Below are 19,345 nucleotides of genomic sequence, written 5' to 3' on the forward strand. Positions count from 1 at the left end.
AATCCCCACCACGTTATCTCGATGGGGACATTCGGAAGCTTTCATATCGGAATGCGAATGGACGCCTTTGGTTTATACGGTGTCAAAGTTCGTCCGTCAATAAATCAATGAGTGCGCCTTTGTCAACGGGTCCATGGAAAAAGTATCCCTGCTGTTCGTCACAGCCAAAAGAAGTCAACAACTTGCTTTGTTCCTCTGTTTCCACACCTTCAGCAATCGATAAAATGTTCAAATTGCGGGCGAGGGATATCACCGACTTGACGATGGCAGCTGCCTTTTCGAGGTGCAAATCCTTCACAAAGGTCTGGTCAATTTTTATTTTATCAACTGGAAAGTCCATGAGATAACTAAACGACGAATATCCGGTGCCAAAATCATCGATATCGATAGCGATACCCATTTTACGTAACTCCGTAATAGTTTTTTGAGCGTATTGGACGTCCTGTATAATCCCACATTCGGTGATCTCTACGCCGATCCACTTACCGCTGACGCCGGTTTCTGATAAAACCTGAGTGAAATAATCCACAAAGTTTTCGTCTTGGAATTGTCGCGGTGAAACATTTAAGGACACACGAACCAAAGGGATTCGCGCAACTATCCAATCTTTGATATGTGCGCACACCTCACGGATCACCCATTTTCCAATCGGTACAATGAGCCCAGAATCCTCCGCGACGTTGATAAACTCCCCTGGCGAAACCAACCCCAATGTCGGGTGTTCCCACCTGATTAGCGCCTCGGCACCCGTGATTGCGTGTGTAATCGTATCGATCTGCGGTTGGAATAACAGCTTAAATTCCTCGTATTCCAAGGCGCGTCGTAGAGATTTTTCAATCTCAAAGCGGCGATAAATTCTCTCGTTTAACTTGTGACCGAAAAATTGGTAAGTGTTTTTCCCTTTACGTTTCGCCTCATACATGGCCATATCCGCGTTTCGAATCAGGCGTTCAGCATTCTGTTGGCTGTCACTCGTCATTGCAATACCCAGACTTGCTGTAAAGACGAGTTTTTCATCCGCAAAATGCCACGGTTTTTCAAATATATCAAGGATTTTACACGCAACGTTGCTGGCTTCGGTCCAATCCGTTACAACGGGGAGAAGGACAACAAATTCATCTCCATCAAGACGACAAACTAAATCCTTCTTAGAGGACACACACGTACGCAGCCGTTCTGCAACTTGCTTTAAAAATTGATCCCCAATCGAATGACCTTTGGTATCATTTAACCATTTAAAGTTATCCAAGTCCAAAAAGAGAAGGGCGAGTGAACCGTCGTGATGGCGAAGGTCATCGATGGCATCCTCTATCGTTTGTGTGAGGAGCGCCCGATTCGCCAATCCCGTGAGCGTATCGTAAAACGCCATGTGATGAATAATTTGTTCACTTCTCTTTTGGTCAGAGATGTCTTTGGCCACTCCATATACGCCAATCGTTTCACCATTGACTTCGATAGGCATCTCATGAAGGCTGACATCCACAATTTTCCCATTTTTTGTTCGAATGCCGATCTCGATTGATTGGCTAGGATGCTCCAACGCGGAATTGTACAATTTGACATCGTCAGAGTGAGATTCCTCCGTCACGATGGTTGAAAATGACTGTCCAATGAGTTCGTCCGCCTCGTACCCACACATGTCCACCATCTTGGAATTGACCGACGTAAAATTGCGATTGAGGTCCAGCGCAAATACAGCGTGAGGGCTGTTATGGAACAGCGATTTATAGCGTTGCTTACTCTCCTCTAACTCATGAAGTACCCTATCGTGCTCAGTAATATCACGACCGATGACAATTAGTATTCCGGGGCTAACAAATGTCTCCAGAAATAGAACGTCGCATACGCTTCGTAGCCGTGCCACGGTGCGAATAGTACGCCAAGTTCCTCTCGCGTCGGTTTTTGATTCATGCCGAGAAGGCGCGAAACGGCGTGATGAAGTCCCACATCGTCAATCGGAAACGCAGAGCGATGGCGCAAGCACCGCATCGCTACGTAATTTGCAGTCCACTTGCCCACACCACGGATGTCCGTCAGCGCGTCGACGACAGATTCGAGGTCTGGCAACGCGAGCAATCCCTGCTTCGTGATAGCGCCACGACGCATCCACCGCGCGATCTCGGCGAGATATTCCGACTTGCGCGTCGTGAAACCCAGAGCGGTCAACTCGGATGGGGTGAGTTCCGAGATTCGGCAGGCGTCCGGAAAAATCCAGTACGTATGGCCGCGCACCGTCGTACGGGTGCCGAACGCCTCGACAAATCGGCGCTTTAACGTATACGCAAACGCCAAATTGATCTGCTGCCCCATCACGGCCCAACACAGCGCCTCAAATAGGTCTGGCACGCCGATGAGCCGAAGTCCGTAGTAGTCGGTGACGAGCGTTTTGAGGACCGGGTCTCCCGTTGCCAATTGGTAGAACGGGACTAAGTTTGCGTCGAGATCGAACCACTCCCAAACGTAACGCGCAGCCGCCAACAGCGCATCGCTCACTGCGCACCCGCCCGACTCCAACAAGCGGATCTCGATGCGGCTTGGCGTTGGATTGGAGACGGCCATGACGGCTATCTCCGTATTGATGGGGATGGCTTTGTACACCGTCGCGCCGTCGACCCGATGTAGGCACTCGTTTTCGGAGCGATTGAGGTAGGCGACCACCTGCTGGTAACTAAATGGATCCGGCGTATGAATCGTCACATGTGTGCCATGATCCTCTACGTGCGTGTTGAACCGCGTCATGCTCGGCCTCCTTTCACCCCCTGTAGGGCGTGCGCCGTCGATTGGACAAACGGTGGCATCACTGTGGCGCGATGGCTGTGTCCATTCGGATCGCTTGGATACAAACTGGACTTGGCACTGTCCTGTCGATACCCGATTCCTTCAGTTTCCCATCGTCCGATTGACGCATCAGCACGAGGTTATTCGAGGCTTGATTGGCGACCAACAGGTACGGCGTGCCCGGGAGGATTGCAAAGTTGCGAGGCACTTGTCCGCCGGATGGCGTCCAACCGATTGGGCTGAGTGTACCGTCCTCTTCGACGCGATACTCTGCAATGCTATCGTGTCCGCGATTGGACACGAATAGGAAGCTGCCGTCGTCCTCGATATGAATGTCTGCAGTCGTGTTGTCCCCGCGATACGACTCGGGCACGGCGGGTGTCGTCTCAAAGCTCGTCAGTTCGCCAGTCAATGGGTCGAACGCGTAGCGCGTGACCGAGGACGCCAACTCGTTTACCACATACATCCAGGGACTTGCAGGATGGAACGCGACGTGACGGGGTCCCGTACCGGGGGCGGTGTTCGTAATCGACTTGCGAGACAATTGCCCCATGTCAGTATCTAGTTCGTAGACGTATAGCCGGTCAGCACCTAAATCCGGCACCAACCACAGAGGAGTTCCAGGAATCGGGAAAATCGCGTGTGGATGAGACGACTCTTGACGCTCGACGTGAACGCTCTGTCCGTCGTGGACAATCTGTTGCCTCATCGGTTGAATGGCGCCATTTGAATCGATTGGGTACAAGCAGACACTGCCCGTTCGATAGTTCACCGCCAGCAGCCACCGCCCCGTCTCGTCGACAGATAGGTGGCAAGGTTCGGTTCCACCGGTCGGTTGAGAACTGATTTCGGATAGTTCGCCAGTCTGTGGGTGGTAGTGAAACGAGACGACATGCCCCTCTGTCACCGTTTCACTGACGGCGAAGAGTCGCTGCGAACGCGCGTCAACAGCGAGAAAAGAAGGGTGAGCGATGCCGGTGTACACCGGTCCAGGCTCGAGTCTCTCCCGGGCTGCGTCAAATATATAGGTATAAATGCTTGGGCGGTCTTGTGGTTCGTACGTTCCAGTGAAAATCAGATGCCTCGCGGTCCCTCGAACTCGATCCGTCATTTGGCTCTCCCCTACGAAAGTATTTTTGCCGTAACGAGATCAGCATAAACGGCGATCACCCCGGTGCGCAAACACCGAAATGTTTCGCTGCAGTGAAAGGAATTAAATTACATATGTTGGAGGCGAATGGGGCTCCGTGTTATACTAGATAGGGTTACTAATTTCCCGTTTTATTACTATTAACTTGCAAATCAATGTCAATTTTATGAATGTTTCCGTGAACAAAACTTACAGTTCATGGATCTACAAAGGAGGGATCGAGATGCAAAAGTTAAACCGACAAATAGGTACCTTCAGCCTGATGATGACAGGCGTCGGTTCTATCATTGGGTCAGGTTGGCTCTTTGGCGCCCAGAAGGCGGCCGCCGTCGCTGGGCCAGCTGCCATCCTGGCATGGATTATCGGCATGGTGATGGTTCTGTTCATTGGCCTTGTGTATGCGGAGCTCGGCGCACGGTTCCCACAATCCGGCGGGATGGTTCGCTATGCGCAGTACTCGCACGGATCAGTGACTGGGTTCATCGCTGGATGGGCCAATTGGATCGCCATTGTGTCTGTCATTCCGATAGAGGCGGAAGCATCTATCCAGTATATGAGTTCGTGGCCAGTGGCATGGGCGCACACGCTCTTCAATGCAACATCTCAGAGTTTAAGTGGTGTTGGTCTGTCTTTGGCAGCCATTCTTGTATTCGTTTACTTCTTGATCAACTTTTGGACCGTGCAGCTGTTTGCCCGCGTGAACACCTTGATTACCATCCTCAAGTTCGTGATTCCAGGTCTTACAGGCATCGCCTTGTTATGCAGCGCGTTTCACGGTGGAAACTTTACACAACACGGCGGCTTTGCGCCTTTCGGATGGTCCGGTGTGCTCACGGCAGTGGCCACGTCTGGGATCGTGTTCGCATTCAACGGCTTCACGAGCCCCATCAACCTGGCTGGTGAAGTAAAGCGCCCAAACCGTTCGGTCCCGATCGCCGTGGTGGGATCCATCGTCCTTGCCGCCATCGTCTACATGGTGTTGCAGGTCGCATTCATCGGCTCGTTGACGCCACACATGCTGGCAAACGGATTTCAACATTTGAACTTTGATTCCCCGTTCGCAAATCTAGCCATGGCGTTCGAACTCAATTGGCTGGCCATTATTTTGTTCGCGGATGCGTTTGTTTCGCCGTCGGGCACCGGGATCACCTACACGGCTACGACCGCGCGCATGCTCTTCGGCATCAGTGAAAACGGCTGGTTGGCAAAATCTTTGTCAAGGATTCACCCTACCTGGAAGATTCCGCGGCGGGCGATGTGGTTGAACCTCGCCATCGCGTATCTATTTCTCGCACTGTTCCGCGGGTGGGGACAACTATCAACCGTCATCTCCATCGCAACGCTCATTTCCTACGTGACCGGACCAGTGTCGGCCCTTTCCTTTCGAAACATCGCCGACGGGATGGGCTCCCGCGTGCGAATAAAAGGGTTGCGGGCACTAGCGCCCATCGCGTTCGCGATGGCGTCCCTGATCTTGTACGCAGGAACGTGGCCGAGCACCGGTCGCGTGATTTTCGTCATGCTGATTGGATTGCCGGTGTACCTGCACTTCCAGTATCGCAACGAAGGTTTTCGCGGCTTTTCTCGACACATCAAATCCAGTGTCTGGCTTCTCGCGTACCTCGCGTTCATGATCTTGGTATCCTACCTCGGTAGCACTCCGTTTGGCGGCATCGACGTCCTGCCCTACGGCGTGGACTTGTTGATTGTGGCCCTTGGATCGGTCGCCTTTTTCTACTGGGGCGTCAAGAGTGCTTGGGTGACGCCTTATCTCGAGCGTGCCCAATCCGGCTATGAAGCGGAAATGCGCGAAGATGGCCACACCGATGTAATGAGCCTAGACGAAGATCACTCGGCTACGATGTAAGGCAATCGCGTCTATCACTTTATCAAGTCGAATACGTTTGACAACGATTCGGCTGAAGTGTAATCTTTATCCACAACTACAACGGAAAATCGTAAGTCTTCTTATCAAGAGCGGCGGAGGGACTGGCCCGATGAAGCCCGGCAACCACCGAATGACCCATTCGGATTGGTGCTAATTCCTGCAGGACGCATGTCCTGGGAGATGAGAGGGATGCGTCCACAAAGGACATCTCCCTCTGGGAGATGTCCTTTTCTATTCTGACTCTCCCACGTACGCCGCGTCCACGGCGTCGAAAAGCATCGTGCGAACGAGGAGGAAGTAGAATGACAAAGCTCGGAATTGGTTTACTAGGATGTGGCGTAGTGGGAACCGGGATTTTGCGTGTGATCGACGAAAAACGGCCGCTGCTCGGCACCGAACACGACCTTACACTCGACGTTCGCGGAATTGTCGTTCGCGACGTGTATCGGGAGCGGGACTCTGTCGTCGACCGGGAAAAATTGCGCACCGACTGGTTATCTGTGTGTGCCGACGACGAGATAGACGTCGTCATTGAGGTGATGGGCGGCACAGACACCGCACGCGATGCGGTACTCACCGCCCTGCAAAACGGGAAATCAGTGGTGACGGCGAACAAAGAGATGATGGCGAAACACGGTGAAGAAATTCGTCAGGTGGCGCGTGACCACGGTGCGCACATTCGCTTCGAGGCCAGCGTCCTCGCGGGGATTCCCGTCGTTCACACGTTGGAGACCTACTTCCACATGAGTCAAATTCTCCGTTTGCGCGGAATCATGAATGGCACCTCCAATTATATCTTGACGCGGATGCACAACGAGGATCTTGCGTTTGATGACGCACTCCAATTCGCGCAGGCCCTTGGCTACGCCGAGGCCGACCCTGCGATGGACGTAGACGGGGTGGACGCGTGGTGTAAACTTCAAATTCTCCTCGACTGCATTGGCGTCCCGCAAAGCGCCCGCGTTGGCACAGACGTCGAAGGAATTCGCAACGTGTCCAAAGACTCTATCGCGACAGCGAAACGGCAACGTCAAAAGGTGAAACACGTCGTCTGTGCCGAGTGGGACCTCCAAAGCGGCTTCGTGTCCTGGAACGTAGGACCGCAGGTCCTCTCTCCGGACGACCCACTCTACGCCATCGACGACGTACAAAATGCGATTTGCATTGATGGAGATGTTTCCGGGACCATCACCCTATCCGGCCCTGGCGCAGGGGCCTTGCCGACGGCCAGTGGCGTCCTCGAAGACGTCCTGAAAATCGCTCGCAAACTCCAAGTGTCTGTCCCGGTTTAAGCTCGTACGGACGTTGCGCCAGGCGTCGCCTCAATCGCAACACGACACGCGGCACGTCTCGCGTTACGAATCCGTGCCTGCGGCGCTCACACAACTACGAGGCGCTAGGCGGGCAGAGACTCCCTGCAGTTGGAGATTCCTGCCCACAAAACGCGTTTTATCCAACCGTGGACAGCGGCTGCGAGGAAGTGCGTACGGTCACACGATGTGACTGTCCGTCATCTACCAGACGCAAATATTCACCTTCCATCTCCTCGCCGTCCACCACCCAAGTCGTCAGCGGTCCACCGTTGTCGACGCAGTGTACTTCAATCGAATACATCGACTCGCCATATCGGTAGTCCACGGTGAACGAATTCCACCCTGGGGGTACACAGGGTTGAATGTACAACTTGTCGCTTCGACGCGTGACACCTAGTACATACTCCACGCCTGCCTGGTACATCCACCCCGCTGCCCCCGTGTACCAAGACCAACCAGCTCGACCTTCGTGCGGCTTCGCCGTGTACAGATCCGCGGACATCACATAGGGTTCGTTCCCGTACTCCAGGACTTCTCGCACCGTTTGCGTGTGCGAGATGGGGTTTAGCGTAGAGAACAATTCAAACGCCTTGTCCCTGCGACCGAGCATTGCCCACGCGACGATACTCCAAATCACACCGTGCGTGTATTGTCCGCCGTTCTCGCGAATGCCGGGCGGATATCCCTGGATGTACCCCGGACTCGGCCTGGTTTCGTCAAACGCCTTGGTCAACAGTCGAGCAAGGCGGAGGTTCCGGTCGACCAATTCACGGTCAAAGGAGCGCATCGCTCGCTCCTGCCGCTCTTCGGGCGCTCCCTGCGAAATCACGGACCAGGACTGAGCGATAGCGTCAATGCGACACTCCCTGTCCGCGATGGAGCCGAGCCATCGACCTTCGTCCGTGAACGCCCGTCGGAACCAGGCGCCGTCCCATGCATGGCCATTTAAGCTGGCCTCTAGTTCACGCACCTGCCGTTCAAACCGCTCCCCGAAGTCCGAACCGGGAATGAGGTCCTTCGAAAGCCGTATAAATCGCTTCAGCACGTCAAGTAAGAACCAACCCAGCCAGACGCTCTCCCCACGGCCCTTGGCGCCGACGCGGTTCATTCCGTCGTTCCAATCGCCGATGCCCATAAGTGGGATGCCGTGTTCGCCAAACCGGGAAGCGTGCCGTATTGCCCGCAAACAGTGCTCGAGGATGGACCCCCGTTCCTCGGATACGACCGTCTCCTCGTAGCGTTCTAATTCGTCCTCCTTCAACGCCTCACTGTGAAGGAACGGAACTTCTTCATACAATATCTCCTTGTCGCCCGTATGTTCGATGTAGCGTGACACGGCGTAGGGGAGCCACAACAAATCGTCCGAATAACGCGTACGGATACCTTTTCGCGTCTCGTCGTGCCACCAATGCTGCACGTCGCCTTCCCGGTACTGGTGCGCGGCATTGTGCAAGATCTGCCGCCTGGTGATGTCCGGATCTGCGTGAAGTAACGCAAGTGCGTCCTGCAGTTGATCGCGGAAGCCAAACGCGCCGCCAGCTTGGTAAAACGCCGTGCGGGCCCACATCCGGCAACAGAGCGTCTGGTACAACAGCCAGCCATTGAGCATCAGATCCATCGGTCGATCCGGCGTTTTGACCCGAATCTGTCCCGTTATCCCCTCCCAATACCGAGTAACGTTCGCCAGCGTGTCCTCATATGCGCTGCTTTTGCCGTACGCCTGCACGAGCGAAGCCACTTCCTCCCTCGAAGCGGCACATCCAAACAGAATCGTGAGCGTGGCATCGCCATCGGGTGGCAGTTCCAGCACGGTTTGCAAAGCTCCACACGTATTGTCAAATGTTCCGGTTCGCAAAGACAACCTGTCAGCCCCAAGCGCCGCCGGGCATTCCAGTGTTCCACCCCGGCCCAAGAACTCTGCTCGGTCGCCTGTCCACGAGTACAAAAGCGCGCCAGAAGCACGTCTGTCACGTTCCCCGTAGAGGTGCAAAAACCCAACCGCATCCCGGAACGTCTCTTGATAGTGATTGCGTGCCAGCAGGGTGCAAAGCTCGTCGTCCCACTCCGTCACGATGTACGGCGCCTGTGCTTCCCGCGTCACGCCAAGTACCCATTCCGCGTAGTACGTGACTGCGATTCGCTTGGTCCGGTCACTCTTGTTGTGCAATCGCAAGCGGATAACTTTCAGCGGATCATCGAGTGGCACCGTCGTCTCCATCTCGTGGACAACTTCGCCACTCGTCTGTTCGATACGGCTGTATCCCTGTCCGTGTGTGACGCGAAAGGACCTGTCGCCGCCCGCCGGCTCGGGTGCCGCGGACCAGACGTCACCCTCATCCAAGTCACGCAGGTAGAGACATTCGCCGGGGCGGTCGAGGACGGGATCGTTTGTCCAAGGCGTCAGCTTGCACTCGCGTGAGTTGCGCCACCAGCTGTAGCCGGTTCCCAGTTCTGTGAGCAGGCAGCCAAACCGAGGGTTGGCCAACACGTTGGTCCACGGTCGCGGTAGATACGCTCCGCGTTGCACGTGCACCCGATAGGCCTTGCCATCCTCGACAAATCCGCCCCACCCATTAAAAAATTCCCCCTCGGGTGGAACATGTGGTGCCCGTTCTCGCGCCGCCTGGTGAGGCGCGTGTGCACGCGAGACAGGGCGTGATCCGACTTCGTCGACTTGCAGCTGGGCCGTCATACTTGGCCCGCCAGCGCGCAGCCAAACGCGGGACACGGCCCTCAGCAAGATCCGCTCGTCCTCCGCCAATTGCGAAGCTTTCAGGAACACCGTGCGCTGCATCTCAGCGATACCATGGGCCGCCAGCGATTCACGCAATCGGTGCAGCGACTCGTCTTGATAGCCTCCGAGGGTCTCGTCGACGACGACCATGTCGACGGCCAGCCCCATGCTGCACAAGTACTGGTGCTGCCGGGCGAGCAGCGTAACGAAAGGCAAATCGGCTGGGTGGGACAGCGCGACGGCCACAATCGGCGCATCACCGCTGATGCCGTGCGACCACAAGGAGGACTGACCCAGTACGTTATGCGCAATCGCATCGCGTCGGACGCGCGACAGCGGTGGCGTATAGAGGAGACGTCCCGCCAAGCGCAGCGCTGGCACAATCTGTCCCGGTGACAACTGATGGTGGCGCAAATTGATTTGCGACCTGACCCAAGCCAGGTGAAACGCTCCATCTGCCTGCGAGGGCTCGGCCAAGCGCTGCACAATCTCGGCAGCCTCTTCCCGACTCTGTGCGACGCCCGTCACTATGTACATCGTAGCCGTCTCACCTGGTGCCAAGTAGATAGTGCGCCGCATGACAAACGCCGGATCTGCGACGGATCCGACAGATCCGCGAAGACGGCTGCCCATCGCCTTGGGTTGCGCCAACGAATAACCCCGCCCGATGAATGAGGCCCGGTCGGTTTCAAACTCGTATCCCCCCGCCTCGCGACCGTCGACGTACATCGTGTGCACCGCCCACGTTTCCTTTTCGTCTTCCGCACGCGGTCGGCGCTTGGCAAATAGGCACTGGTCATTTGCGTCGTGGCTTGTTTGCACAAACAATTTGCTGAAGGCGGGATGCGCGCTGTCCGCAGACTGACTGGCCATGGCGAGCTCCAGAAAGGACGTGACCTCCAACGTACGCTCGGCGGAACTGTCATTGGAGAGCCGCAGCCGTCGTACCTCCGCGTCGACGTCTGGGGTGACAATCGTTTCGAGACTGGAAGAAATACCGTGACAGCGACCTTCATACACCGTCTTATCGAGGCGAAACACCACCCTGTCGTCGGTTAGCGCCTCGCAGGGGAAAGTCGCTGTACTCCACGTCTCTTCTGCTGCCACGTCGTGCACGTAGACCACCGCGCCGGACGTATCCACCACTGGGTCCTCTCGCCACCTCGTCACAGCAAGGCCGTTCCACGTGAGAAAACCGGTTCCTCCAGTCGTGCTCACACTGGTCAAGCGGCCATTCGACAACACGTTCACTTCTGGTATGATCGGCGGCTCGTCAAATGTTCGCGCCGTCTCGTCTGGTTGACCGTCCATCTCCGGCAGGCTCGCATTTGTCCCGATTGGCTCTTCGATGAGCGCGGCCTTGTGTGGAACTCGCTCCTGGAGCAGCAAATTGGCCGCGCGCACGTGCAAATTGGCATGGAAGCGCTCGATCATGACATCGTCCGACAACAGATTCACAAGGGTGAGCATGCTCATCCCTTGGTGATGAGCCATAAAGCTCAGAATCACCTGATGCCGACAACCTTCTGGAAGGCGTTGCACCGTGAAGTCGATCGCTTCATAAAAACCGAATTTCCCGGCAGCCCCCAAACTCTCTAGGCATTTCAGCGCTGAAATCGCGCGCTCGCCCGCAAACGGCAGAGCGAGGATGGTCGCATACGGCGCAACCACAAGATTTCGTTCTAGCCCTCTATCAAGGCCCAGTCCAGGGACGCCAAATGCCCGATATTGATAGTTCAATTGATAGTCAAACGCGTAATACCCACTCTCAGAAATACCAAACGGAACGGAACGCAGGTTGGCGTATTCCTGTTGTCGATGCACAACTCCCTGATAGGTGGAGTCCCAGACTGTGTTGCGGTAAGTCCGCATAAGGAGGCCTGGCATCAAATATTCAAACATGGTACCCGACCACGACAAAAGCGTTTTGCGACCACCCGCAAGCGTCATCGTGCGATTCAGGGTAAACCAGTGAGAAACCGGAACCTGCCCCAGCGCGATGGCCACGAAGCTCGCCTGACGCGCTTCCGAGGCGAGCAAATCGTACAAGATGTTTTCCTTTTTCTGCGCCTCCACGTGAAATCCCAAACAGAACAGACGCTCGTCAGGGTTGTACAGCGCCAGAAAATCGGTCTCCTCTACCAACTGGTCAATCGTATCGATGAGCTCTCCAGTGCGGGAACCTAGCCCAGGTTCTCGCTCACCATACTCGCGAAGCGCCTCGCGAATCAACATGAGATACGCGACAAAGTTACCCGAGTCGACGGTGGACACGTACCGGGGTGCAAGCGGCTGTGCGGACTGTGTGTCGTACCAATTCAATAGGTGTCCGTGCCACTTCTCCAGTCTTGCGACGGTCTCTATCGACTTCTGCAGGCGGGTTAGCATGGTCTTTGTGTCGATGAACCCGAGATCCCGGGCAGCGACCACACTGGCCAAGTACAATCCAATATTCGTCGGAGACGTGCGGTGAGCAATCACCTCATTTGGATGGTACTGGACGTTGTCGGGAGGTAGCCACGACTCCTCAGCCGTAACATACACCTCATAGAAAGACCAGATCTGCCGTGCCCATTCCTCCAACTCCGGGCGCGCAGCACTTAGCCATGCGCGCTCGTCTCCCCGCCGCACAGCGTTCAGCCAAACGACCACCGGGCGTGCGAGAAGCCAAATCACGAGCCCAATGGCGCCAAGTACGAAGGGTTGAACGCCGCCAGAGAGCCACGCGGCGATTGCAAACAGAGCGATTGCGACGTACCCAATCGGCTCGTAGACAAAGACAGGTTGATTCCCAGCAGCCTGATCCATCTGGTTGGCGGGAACCCATTCCAACAGATTGCGTCGGCTCACATACATCCGGTAAAGCGCCCGCACGATGGCGTCCGCCGCGACCACGGCGGCAAACGGCAGCGTGATGAGCCGAACGGCGCTCTGCAAAAACGTCACGCCGAGGAGCGATTTTCTCCCGCGGCCGGCCACCACGCGCGGCAATGCGCGCAAAAACGGCAAAAAGAGCGTCAACAGAACGATAAGCTCCCAGACAATCGCTCGCCCTGGCAGGAGGTGCAGTCCGAGTAGGGACACGGCGAACAGTGTTGGCGCAAGTAGGCTGTGCCGCATGTTGTCGAGGATTTGTAGCCGCGTGACCCCGCACACATCAATCGGTTTCTCAGTGCCATGCCGGTCCGCGCACATCCGGCCGAGCCACTTGATGAGTTGCCAATCTCCCCGAATCCACCGGTGGGCGCGCCGTTGATGGGCGTACAGCGTACTGGGGTACTCTTCTACCACTTCGATATCCGATGTGAGACCTGTTCGTAGGAATCCACCTTCGAGCAAGTCGTGACTCAGTACGTCATTGTCTGGTATCCGGTCCACGACCGTTTTGCGAAACGACTCGACATCGAACAGGCCCTTTCCCACGAACGCCGCTTTCCCGAACCAGTCCTGGTACGGGTCCGAGACGGCGAATGCGTACGGGTCGATTCCGGGCTCCCCCGCCCACAGGGCGGCAAAGCGGGACTTTTGTACAGAGTCGAAGCTTACCGTGATGCGCGGCTGTAACACGCCAAATCCCTCGACGACCCGAGTTCCTGCCGCGTTGAGACGCGGACGATTGTACGGGTAGTGCATCGTTGCGGCCAGTCGGCTGACGACGCCAATGGGAAGTTGTGTGTCGTGATCGACCGTGAATACGTAGCGAATGTCGCGAAGCACGCCCGTCGGTCCATGAACCGTGGTAAAACTCGTCTCGTCACGACCAGACAACAGCTCGACGAACTCGACGAGTTTCCCGCGTTTGCGTTCCCACCCCATGTACACGCCATCGACCGGGTTGAATCGCCGGGAGCGGTGAAACAGGAAAAATCGATCCCGCCCGTACTTCGACTGCAACGCCTCGATTCGACGGACTGCGTGGTCGACGAGCTCGTCATCCCCTGCTACCCGCTCGCTTTGCGCGTCTGCAAAATCCGCCAGTACGGCGAAATGGATATTTTCCTGCCGGTTCGCGAGGTGGTGAACCAGCAGGCGGTCCATCACGTCGTCGACTTCTTCTACTCGCGACCAAATGACTGGAATCACGACCATGGTACGGGCGTCCGCCGGCAAACCCTTCGCGAAATCGTAGCGCAAAAGCGGTGTCGGTCGACAGCAACGGATGATGGCGGCGTGCACCAAGGTCATCACCCACTCGCTGACGGGCACGGCGAGGGCCACCCAAAGGGCGACCCAGGACGCCAGCCGAATGGTCGTGCCAGCACTGAGCCAATATCCTGCGACCAACATGAGGCAGATAAACAGAGCCGCAGAACCCAAGACATACGCGGAGATTGGCCGGCGGCGCAGGATCACAGTCGGCAAACGACGGGGGCTCGTCCGGTCTAACAGCGCTCTGCGCAGTTGTGCTACCCCCCTCGCCTCAAGGAGATAAAACGCGAGACACGCCTCTCGGTCCTGCGGATGAACTGGACGTGTCGCATCTGAGTTCGAACCAGCGCTAATCTCGACAGCAGTTTGCGCGACCAACGTTTCCGGCACGTTCATCCGCCGGGCCAACTCGACCACACGTTCTCGGAGCTGATCTCTGCTGACTGAGTCCAAGCGTTCATATTCGCCGACTGGTTGGGACAACAGGATTTGTTCGACATGAGAAATTTTCACAAACGTCGAACGCCATGGATGTCGCTCGAGCACGTGTAAACTTGTGACCAGGTTGCCGCAGACCACCTGTAACTCGGCTTGCAACTGGTGCTCAAACGACACCATGTTCGCAAGGCTCGCCTCACTGCTTTCGATATGTCCCACAAGCCACTCTCGAACCAATTGGATATTCGGCTCCCACTCACTCAGGTGGCGGACCAAATGTACGACCTCCACGGGGGTGAAGGTTCGGCCGCGCGCGTAACTGTCCAACAGCGCGCGAATCTGTTCATCAGACAGGTCCTTTTGACTAAGGCGCTCGAGGAGTGTCGCGGTGGAACTACAGACCTCATGGCGATAGCGTACCTCGCGCATCGCTTGCGCCAGGCGACAAATGATGACCACGCGCATGGCGATGGGCAGTGCCCAGCATTCGAACGTCTTCAGAACGGAAACTTCTTGATAGGCTTGCAGGTATGTCTCAAACGGATGGACGTCGTAACGCCCATCCACGTGCTCCAGATAGTCGTCGCAGATGGCGTAAATGCGTGGTATCCCCGCCCCTTTTAACGTCGGCAATTGGTGAAGTGCCTTTCGTGGCAACGTGCGAATCACTTCTTGGCATTGCGTCTCCAAAAATGCAATGTGGTCAAGAAGCCAGTCCTCTGCAGGTTGCATGCATCGTGTTCGACTCGCCGACAGTCGCTCGGCAAACTCGTGAAGGCTCTTCATATCAGACTGAAAAACCATCCAGTGCCTTCGCGGTTGTGGATATCCTGTCGATTCGTTCGTCAGGGCAAACTCACGTGCCCGTTCTCGAAGTTGGTTACTGTTTAGAATCATCGGGGCCTCCTGACAGGGGTCAGCATGTACGCATTGAAACACATGACACGTAACCCACAAATCAGTCATTTATGAAAAATATCCCCCAAAATGAGCGGTTTTATGAATTCGGTGTGAACCCGTTGAAGAAATGGTGCACGACGATGCATAGGGTGGCGGCAATCCTTCGGAGAAGTGGGCGGAGGGTGTAACACGTTCTTGAGCGCGTAGCGTACCATAGTCATTTTCAGCGACGAGAACAACAGCTTGCTCCAAGATGGGGAATAGATGGACATCGTGTGGAGGCTACCCATAACAGCGGGCATAGGCATCTTGACGCCTGCACCCGCTATTCTCACACTTATGCCATCGCCGGAAATAAACGCGTGCACCGGCGGTCCCCTAAGGTACCCGTCACGGTGCTCGTCGAATCACGATTTGCTTTCGTAGGTCGCCTCGACTACGTGCGTGTTGGTACTTGTCGACGAAGTGCGCCGCTTCGCGATTTGCATCGCTTCAATCAACGTGTCCATATCGCGTTGAATTTCGTCGCACTGTTTCTGCCAATACTCAGCTTGCTTCTGAAGCCGACGAATTTCCTCGTCCCGTGCCAACAACTGTGATTCCAGTGCCTTCTTCTCCTGATGAAGCTGAGTAATTTGACCTTGATCATCGATAATTTCAACTGACCGCAAGTATTCTATCAACTCGTCCTTGCTCACGATAGGACGTTGTTTCAGCGAGACTTCCGGCTCAGGGCGATAGGTCGATCTCACCGACACCCGCGTCGCTTCCAACTCCTGAACCGTGGGGTGACTCGGTTCCTCCGAATGCGGTTGTTCGGGAGGAGTTTCGTTGTGATCACGCGAGAGGATGGGCTTCAACACCGATTGCCAACGCGACCGCGTCTGGGAGACCTTTTTCGTAAGAAGGCCGAAATTTGGCCGGAACATCTTGGTCAGTTTTCCGTTCTGAAGTTTGACGGTCCGCGTCTCTGCAATGTCTGACACGGTGAACGACTCGCTGCGGATAAAGTCGATCAACGACGCGAGACAGGCTTCGTGGAACGGCTGCTCAAACGACATGTGCGCGCATTCCTCGCAGACGAGACCGGCCAGGTGGTTCAGGAACTCGTCGCTGATTTGCACGCTCTGCGGAACGCTATATGATAGACTGTCCGCAAACGTGTCGACGATTTGAAGGCGATTCTGTTCCGCCAATCGCTCTGCCGCCAGTTCCGCCGCGAATGGGTGGATTTCGTTCCCTTCCAGTTTGGCCAATTCGTCGATACTTCCCGCTGAGATCCGTTGTTCTTTCAGCCGTTTGAGCGCGTTTCCCAGCACGACTTTCTCGGCCTCTTCGTCCGTGTCCGGCCAGTGGTTTACAATGAACGACTCAGGGTCTCGTTTGCTCTCGACAAATTGACGAGCTTCCTCTAGCGTAATTTCCTTTTCATAATAGCGGTCATATAGTGAAACCCCAAATTGGTCAGCGATTTCCAGTGCTTCATATCCACTTAACGTACGCATCGTGCAACCCTCGCATTTCGACAGATCTCCACTCGTTATAAGTTCGTCTAAACATGCTTGTTTATGTCCTCATTTTATACGGAGAATCCATAACAATCAGCACTTGTTTTGAGCAATGTGCAAAATTGCGGCTTCAGAACAAAAAAAACAAACCGCAGAGCTGATTTGCACTTGCAAACCATCCCGACGGTTTGTCTCGAAATCTGTCATGTCGAATGTCGCGTTATAGTGGGTTGGGGTACAGCGGCCACGTGCTCGCCTGCTCGACGTCGTGTCCATAAAATACGCGCGGTCGAACGGTCTGCACCACTTCTTTGAGGCCCACGTGGAGAAGCCCGTACTGTACCGTACGTACCCGAGTGAGAACGAGAAATCTCCGTCGCGGATCTGTGGACGTTACCTGGAAAAGTCGAGGAACGGCGCGTTGCCGTACTTAGGCTGTGCTGCCTGGGTCGGCCGCGCCCACTGCACCGCGTTTTGCAAAACGCGTTGAACGTCCTCGTTGTGATAGGTCGGGTACTCCTCGTGCCCTGGTCGGAAGTAAAATACCTTGCCGCGGCCGCGACGATAGGTGCATCCGCTGCGAAACACCTCTCCACCGGTGAACGAACTGACGAAAATCAACTCGTCCGGCACCGGGATGTCGAAATGCTCACCGTACATCTCTTCGTGTTCCAGCTCGATAAACTGGCCAACGCCCTCGGCGATGGGATGTGTGGGGTCGACCACCCAGAGGAGTTCACGCTCCCCCGCTTCACGCCATTTCAAGTCGCACGAGGTGCCCATCAAGCGCTTAAACACCTTTGAAAAGTGGCCCGAGTGAAGTACGATGAGGCCCATGCCGTCGAGGACGCGGGCGACAACTCTATCGACCACCTCGTCCGCTACTTCACCATGGGCGACATGCCCCCACCACAACAGCACCTCGGTCTTGTCGAGGCACTCCTGTGTCAAACCGTGTTCAGGCTCATCGAGCGTCGCGGTATGAACGTTGTGGCCGGCGGCGCGCAGCGGTTTTGCTATGGCCTCGTGAATGCCCCCGGGGTACACCTTCGCAATTTCCTCGGAAGACTGTTCGTGCCGAAATTCGTTCCATACGGTGATATTCACGTGATCACATGCCTTTCTAGTCGTCGTCTGTAAATTTTACGGAGGAAAGATAGTATCTTCCGACAGCCGAGAATCTTCTGTGTGTTCATCATACACCAGACGAATAGAGAGTGACTGGAATTCGCGAAAAAGGCGTATCCTTCTGGTCGGGATGTCACGGCACAGAAGGGCGCCTCTTCCAATCCCGTCACTCATTCGCTCAAAAGAGTCGACTTCCGCTCACGTTTATGTTGATACAACCGAGCATCGGCGACTTCATAACACCGATCTAGCGTCTCCCCGTCGACTCCCCATACAGCGAACCCAACGCTGACGGAGTGACCTCGAGTCGCTTGTAACACCGAACTTTGAATGGCTTCCATCATATCGATTGCCTGTGTCAGCTCCGCATAAAAGGCAATGAGAAACTCGTCGCCACCCAGGCGTGAAACGAGCGCTTCATCGCCGACACACGCTTGAATCGCATTCGACGTTTCGCGAATGAGCGTATCGCCTGCCGGGTGGCCCAAGGTATCGTTGACCGCTTTCAAATCGTCGAGGTCGATCACGCCGATGATCAACTGCCTTTCGTGCAAAGCAGCGTGCTCTACCATCTCCGGCAGTCGCGCGTACACCCCACGCCGATTGTACGTGCCGGTGAGCAAATCGCGCCGACTCGCGTCCTCGGCAATCCGGACCGTCAGAATGAGGTCCAGCGCCACAGACAACTGCGCGGCACACGAATCCAACAATGCGTTGCTCATTTCGGTCGTCATTCTACCAGACACGGCGTGTGTGCGCGCCACGACGAGGGCACCCGTCACCTGTTCCCTGGACATCAGCGGCCAAAAGCCGAACTCGAGCAAAGGATAGTGGCTCAAGTACGTCTGCAGTCGCGAGGAGGGGATGTCTTCCGCCAACATCCAGCGCTCCGATACGCACTTGAACGTCCGGTAGAGATTCTCCTCAGAGGCGAAAATTGAGGACAACTCCTCTTCTCGATGCGCAAATACTCCCCATGCGGCGTACGCGTGTGGCTTGCTTGGCGTGACACCGTTTACGAAGACCCGTTTGCGGTAAATGAAGAAACCGGAGTCAGCCTCCGCCAAATCCCTCAAGGTCTCGGAAGCCAATTGAAAGAGCTCCAGTCCACGGGATGCACGAGCCCATTCCCGCGTGCGGTAAAAGAACTTCTTGAGTAACTCCGCATTCATCCCAATACCCCACCTTACAAGCAGCAAGGTATCTTCGCGGACGAATCATCCTAAGATCCGTCCGCGAAGGTTCTAATATTTCGTTCCAAGCTATCTAGGAGCGTGTCCGAGTAATCCCTGAAGTATTTTGTAAAAGGAAATTTCCGGATCAATAACGAAGTCCCCTGTATTGGTATTCACAGTGGAG

General features: G+C 55.5%; 9 protein-coding genes and 1 riboswitch. Of the genes, 2 read left to right on the forward strand and 7 right to left on the reverse strand.

Annotation, left to right across the window (positions count from 1 at the left end; genetic code table 11):
* Nucleotides 1–82: 82 nt before the first annotated feature.
* The 3 genes from NZD89_RS16990 to NZD89_RS17000 are packed head-to-tail and all read right to left on the reverse strand — an operon-like array spanning nucleotide 83 to nucleotide 3,889.
* Complete coding sequence (locus NZD89_RS16990) at nucleotides 83–1,864, reverse strand: putative bifunctional diguanylate cyclase/phosphodiesterase (protein WP_268003980.1); 1,782 nt, start codon at nucleotides 1,862–1,864, stop codon at nucleotides 83–85.
* A complete protein-coding gene (locus NZD89_RS16995; RefSeq protein WP_268003981.1) occupies nucleotides 1,798–2,739 on the reverse strand; it encodes a DNA-3-methyladenine glycosylase family protein in 942 nt (313 codons plus the stop codon). The genes NZD89_RS16990 and NZD89_RS16995 overlap by 67 nt, the downstream gene beginning before the upstream one ends.
* A gap of 58 nt (nucleotides 2,740–2,797) precedes the next feature.
* Nucleotides 2,798–3,889, reverse strand: coding sequence for a lactonase family protein (locus NZD89_RS17000; RefSeq protein WP_268003982.1), 1,092 nt, complete (start codon nucleotides 3,887–3,889; stop codon nucleotides 2,798–2,800).
* A 262-nt stretch (nucleotides 3,890–4,151) separates the two neighbouring features.
* Here NZD89_RS17000 and NZD89_RS17005 point away from each other — a divergent pair, with 262 nt between their 5' ends.
* Together NZD89_RS17005 and NZD89_RS17010 are read left to right on the forward strand one after the other, a co-directional pair.
* Nucleotides 4,152–5,795: an APC family permease gene (locus tag NZD89_RS17005; protein WP_268003983.1), complete on the forward strand. Its 1,644-nt coding sequence runs from the start codon at nucleotides 4,152–4,154 to the stop codon at nucleotides 5,793–5,795.
* Between the two features lie 98 nt (nucleotides 5,796–5,893).
* Nucleotides 5,894–6,003, forward strand: a riboswitch (SAM riboswitch).
* Nucleotides 6,004–6,118: 115 nt separating this feature from the next.
* Nucleotides 6,119–7,108 (forward strand): homoserine dehydrogenase, encoded by a 990-nt coding sequence (locus NZD89_RS17010; protein ID WP_268003984.1) that lies wholly within the window; start codon nucleotides 6,119–6,121, stop codon nucleotides 7,106–7,108.
* Nucleotides 7,109–7,265: 157 nt separating this feature from the next.
* Here the strand turns inward: NZD89_RS17010 and NZD89_RS17015 are convergent, their stop codons facing one another.
* The 4 genes from NZD89_RS17015 to NZD89_RS17030 all read right to left on the reverse strand — a co-directional run bounded on the left by NZD89_RS17015 (nucleotide 7,266) and on the right by NZD89_RS17030 (nucleotide 19,158).
* Nucleotides 7,266–15,347 (reverse strand): glycoside hydrolase family 94 protein, encoded by an 8,082-nt coding sequence (locus tag NZD89_RS17015; RefSeq protein ID WP_268003985.1) that lies wholly within the window; start codon nucleotides 15,345–15,347, stop codon nucleotides 7,266–7,268.
* A gap of 410 nt (nucleotides 15,348–15,757) precedes the next feature.
* Entirely contained in the window at nucleotides 15,758–16,855 is a 1,098-nt protein-coding gene (locus NZD89_RS17020; RefSeq protein WP_268003986.1) for a hypothetical protein, read from the reverse strand.
* Nucleotides 16,856–17,251: 396 nt separating this feature from the next.
* A complete protein-coding gene (locus tag NZD89_RS17025; protein WP_268003987.1) occupies nucleotides 17,252–17,965 on the reverse strand; it encodes a ThuA domain-containing protein in 714 nt (237 codons plus the stop codon).
* Nucleotides 17,966–18,156: 191 nt separating this feature from the next.
* Nucleotides 18,157–19,158: a GGDEF domain-containing protein gene (locus tag NZD89_RS17030; RefSeq protein WP_268003988.1), complete on the reverse strand. Its 1,002-nt coding sequence runs from the start codon at nucleotides 19,156–19,158 to the stop codon at nucleotides 18,157–18,159.
* Between the last annotated feature and the right edge of the window lie 187 nt (nucleotides 19,159–19,345).

The organism is Alicyclobacillus fastidiosus, assembly GCF_026651875.1.
In the GTDB taxonomy this organism is placed as follows: Bacteria; Bacillota; Bacilli; order Alicyclobacillales; family Alicyclobacillaceae; genus Alicyclobacillus; species Alicyclobacillus fastidiosus.